The following is a 4,363-nucleotide window of genomic DNA, read 5'->3' as shown; positions in this document are numbered from 1 at the left end:
GCCGAACTGCTGCGCGCCTGGCAAGCGACCCGACCCGAAAAGGAACCTCATGGCTGAGCCCTGGTACAAGAACGCGGTCCTCTACTGCCTGGACGTCAAGACCTTCGCCGACGGCAACGGCGACGGCGTCGGCGACTTCACCGGTCTGGCGGGGAAGCTCGACTACCTGGCCGGCCTAAACGTCGATTGCATTTGGCTGCAGCCGTTCTTTCCCTCGCCGATGCGCGACAACGGCTACGACATCACCGACTACTACAGCGTCGACCCGCGCCTGGGCACCCTGGGCGATTTCGTGGAGTTCTCGCGCCACGCCCGCGAGAAGGGCATGCGCGTGATGATCGACCTGGTGGTCAACCACACCTCGATCGATCATCCGTGGTTCCAGGCCGCGCGCAGCGATGCCCAATCGCCCTATCGCGACTACTACGTCTGGTCCGATGAGAAGCCCGGAGACGCGCACGAGGGCACGGTCTTTCCCGGCGAGCAGGACACCACCTGGACCTGGGACCGCGAGGCCAAGGCCTACTACTTCCATCGCTTCTACGACCACCAGGCCGAACTCAACATCACCAACCCCGCGGTGCGCCGCGAGATCGAACGGATCACCGGCTTCTGGCTGCAACTCGGCGTGACCGGCTTTCGCATCGACGCGCTGCCGTTCCTGATCGAGTTCAAGGGCACGCCTCTCGAAGGCCAGGGCGACGCGCACGCCTACCTGCGCGAACTGCGCCATCACGTGCAGCAACTGTGCGGCGACGCCTGCCTGATGGCCGAGGCCAACCTGCTGCCCGAAGAGGTGCCCGACTACTTCGGCGACGGCGACAAGATCCACATGTCGTTCAACTTCTGGGTCAACCAGCACCTGTTCCTGGCACTGGCCCGCAAGGACGCCACGCCGATCCGCCGCGCCTACGAGCAGCTGCCGCCGATTCCGGTCTGGTGCCAGTGGAACAACTTCATTCGCAGCCACGACGAGCTCGACCTCGGGCGGTTGAAGAAGAGCGAGCTCGAAGAGGTATTTCGCGCTTTCGGCCCCGACGAGAACATGCAGATCTACGGTCGCGGCATTCGCCGTCGCTTCGCGCCGATGATGGGCAACGACCGGCGCCGGTTGGAACTCGCGCACAGCCTGATGCTCACCCTGCCGGGCACGCCGGTGCTGCGCTACGGCGACGAGATCGGCATGGGCGACGACCTATCGCTGCCCGACCGCGAGAGCGTGCGCACGCCCATGCAGTGGAGCGACCGGGCCAATGGCGGTTTCTCCAATGCGGCGGCCGACCGGCTCTCGCTGCCGCCGATCGCCGAGGGCGAGTACGGCTACCCGACCGTCAATGTCGAGGCGCAGCGGCGCGATCCGCAGTCCCTGCTCAACTGGCTCGAGCGGGCCTTGCGCCGGCGCAAGGAGTGCCCCGAGTTCGGCTTGGGCACCTGCACCTGGATCGACACCGGCCGCGCGGAAGTGCTCGCGCACCGCTGCGACCTCGACGGCTCGACCGTCTACGCCGTGCACAACTTGGGCGCGCGGCGCGCGAAGTGCATGCTGCCGGCCGATGATCCGGCGCGCAGGCTGCACGACGTGCTGGCCTTCCACCGCTGCGAGGCGGAAGAAGACGGCAGCTACCGCATCGACCTCGAGCCCTACGGCTACCGCTGGCTGCGCAGCGTGGCCGCGGGGTGAGTGAGTGGGAGTTGTCTTGCCGTCGCTGCAAGCCCTGAAAACCAGGGAGACGGAGCCGTTGAATTGCTCCCTCTCCCTCTCCCTCTCCCGCTCGCGGCAGCGGCTTGCAAGCCGCTGCGCGCACTGCCAGTGAGGGTCGCTGCACAGGCCCGAACATGAGCCAGCACGCCGACGACGAGCACCCTGCCAGCCGCTTCGTGCGCGTGCGCGGCGCCCGCGAGCACAACCTCAAGGACATCGACGTCGATATCCCGCGCGACGCGCTCGTCGTGTTCACCGGCATCTCGGGTTCCGGCAAATCGTCTCTCGCCTTCGGCACCTTGTACGCCGAGGCGCAGCGGCGCTACTTCGAATCGGTGGCGCCCTACGCGCGCCGGCTGATCGAGCAAGTCGGCAGCCCCGACGTCGATGCCATCGAGGGCCTGCCGCCGGCCGTGGCGCTCCAGCAGCAGCGCGGCACGCCGAGCGCGCGCTCCTCGGTCGGCACCGTGACCACGCTGGCGAGCCTGCTGCGCATGCTGTACTCGCGCGCCGGCAACTACCCGCCGCGCCAGCCCACGCTCTATGCGGAAGACTTCTCGCCCAACACGCCGCAAGGTGCCTGCCCCAACTGCCACGGCCTGGGCCGCGTGTACCAGGTGACCGAGCGCTCCATGGTGCCCGACGACTCGCTCACCATTCGCGAGCGCGCCATCGCCGCCTGGCCGCCGGCCTGGCACGGCCAGAACCTGCGCGACATCCTCGTCACTCTCGGCTACGACGTGGACACGCCCTGGCGTGATATGCCGAAGAAGGATCGCGACTGGATCCTCTACACCGATGAGCAGCCCACCGTGCCGGTGTACGCCGGCTTCACGCCCACAGAGACCCGCGCCGCCCTGCGCCGCAAGACGGAGCCGAGCTACCAGGGCACCTTCACGGGCGCGCGCAAGTACGTGCTGCACACTTTCGCCAACACGCAGAGCGCGCTCATGAAAAAGCGCGTGTCGCGCTTCATGACGGGTGGCATCTGCCCGGTGTGCGAGGGCAAGCGGCTCAAGCGCGAGGCGCTGTCGGTCACCTTCGCAGGCGTCGATATCGGCACCCTGGCCGAGTTGCCGCTCGACCGCGTTGCCGAGCTGCTGCGGCCCGCGGCGCAGGGCCGCTTCGATGATGCGGGTGACCGCTCGGTGCTCAGCCGTGCGGCGGCGGCCAAGGACACCGCACTGCGCGTGGCCGCGGGTGGCTCGGCCCATGCAGCGACAAAGGACGTGCGCCGCACCCCCAACCTCTCAGTGGAAAAGCGCATCGCGGCCCAGCGCATCGCGCACGATCTGGTGGAGCGCATCGAGAGCCTGCAGCAGCTCGGCCTGGGCTACCTGGCGCTCGGCCGCGGCACGCCGACCCTGTCTCCCGGCGAACTGCAGCGCGTGCGTCTGGCCACGCAGATCCGCTCCAGCCTGTTCGGTGTGGTGTACGTGCTCGACGAGCCCTCGGCCGGGCTGCACCCGGCGGACAACGAGGCCCTGCTTCTCGCGCTGCAGCAGCTCAAGCGCGCCGGCAATTCCATCTTCGTGGTGGAGCACGATCTCGAGGTGATGCGCCGCGCCGACTGGCTGGTCGATGTGGGCCCCGATGCCGGCGAGCGAGGCGGCCGCATTCTCTACAGCGGGCCGCCGGCCGGCCTGAAGGCGGTGAAGGCCTCGCACACGGCGCGCTACCTGTTCGCCGACGGCACAACGCCACCGCGCAGGCCGCGCACCGCGTCGGGGTGGCTTGAGCTGCGGGGCGTGACGCGCAACAACCTGAAGGGGCTGGACGTCCGCTTCCCGCTCGGCACCTTCACGGCGGTGACGGGCGTGTCGGGTTCGGGCAAGTCGAGCCTGGTGAGCCAGGCGCTGGTGGAACTGGTGCTCGAGCACCTGGGGCACGAGCCGCCGCCGCCCGAGGAAGAGGAGGGTGACGAACTCGCGCCGAGGGTGTCGGCAGAGACCGGCGGGCGCATCCACGCCGGCATGGAGCACGTACGCCGGCTCGTGCGCGTGGACCAGAAACCCATCGGCCGCACGCCGCGCTCCAATCTCGCCACCTACACCGGCCTCTTCGATGCCGTGCGCAAGCTCTTCGCCGCCACCCAGGCAGCGCGCGCGCGGCGCTTCGATGCCGGGCGCTTCTCGTTCAACGTGGCCAAGGGTCGCTGCGAGACCTGCGAAGGCGAAGGCTTCGTCAGCGTGGAGCTGTTGTTCATGCCGAGCGTGTATGCGCCGTGCCCTAGCTGCCACGGCGCGCGCTACAACGAGCAGACCCTTGAGGTGACCTGGCGCGAGAGAAACATCGCCGAAGTGCTGCACATGACGGTCGAGGAGGCGGTGGAGTTCTTCGCCGGCGAGAGCGCGGTGAGCAAGCCGCTGTCGCTGCTGAAGGACATCGGCCTGGGCTACCTGCGGCTCGGCCAGCCGGCCACCGAACTCTCGGGCGGCGAAGCCCAGCGCATCAAGCTCGCCACCGAACTGCAGCGCCCGCAACGCGGCGCCACGCTCTACGTGCTGGACGAACCCACCACCGGCCTGCACCCGGCCGATGTGGACAAGCTGCTGGCGCAATTGCAGGGGCTGGTCGATGCGGGCAACACCGTGGTGGTGGCGGAGCACGAATTGCACATGGTGGCGCAGAGCGACTGGGTCATCGACGTGGGGCCCGGGG

Annotated in this window: 2 protein-coding genes; both read left to right on the top strand. The window is 68.6% G+C overall.

Annotated elements, in window-relative coordinates; genetic code table 11:
- Positions 1 to 49 precede the first annotated feature (49 nt).
- Positions 50 to 1,681 carry an alpha-amylase family protein gene (locus tag H0W38_RS17440; RefSeq protein ID WP_292456419.1) on the top strand — a complete coding sequence of 544 codons (1,632 nt, stop codon included), beginning with the start codon at positions 50 to 52 and terminating at the stop codon, positions 1,679 to 1,681.
- A 155-nt stretch (positions 1,682 to 1,836) separates the two neighbouring features.
- A partial coding sequence (locus H0W38_RS17435; RefSeq protein ID WP_292456416.1) for an excinuclease ABC subunit UvrA occupies positions 1,837 to 4,363 on the top strand: 2,527 nt, incomplete at its 3' end.

The sequence above is a fragment of the Methylibium sp. genome, assembly GCF_013817365.1.
GTDB lineage: Bacteria > Pseudomonadota > Gammaproteobacteria > Burkholderiales > Burkholderiaceae_C > Methylibium.
The sequence above is the reverse complement of the archived record's forward strand: the minus strand, read 5'-3'. Positions and strand labels throughout refer to the sequence as shown.

Bases quoted from the DNA above. Each gene is read 5' to 3' on its own strand.
- H0W38_RS17440 (WP_292456419.1), top strand. From the start codon at position 50: ATGGCTGAGCCCTGGTACAAGAACGCGGTCCTCTACTGCCTGGACGTC.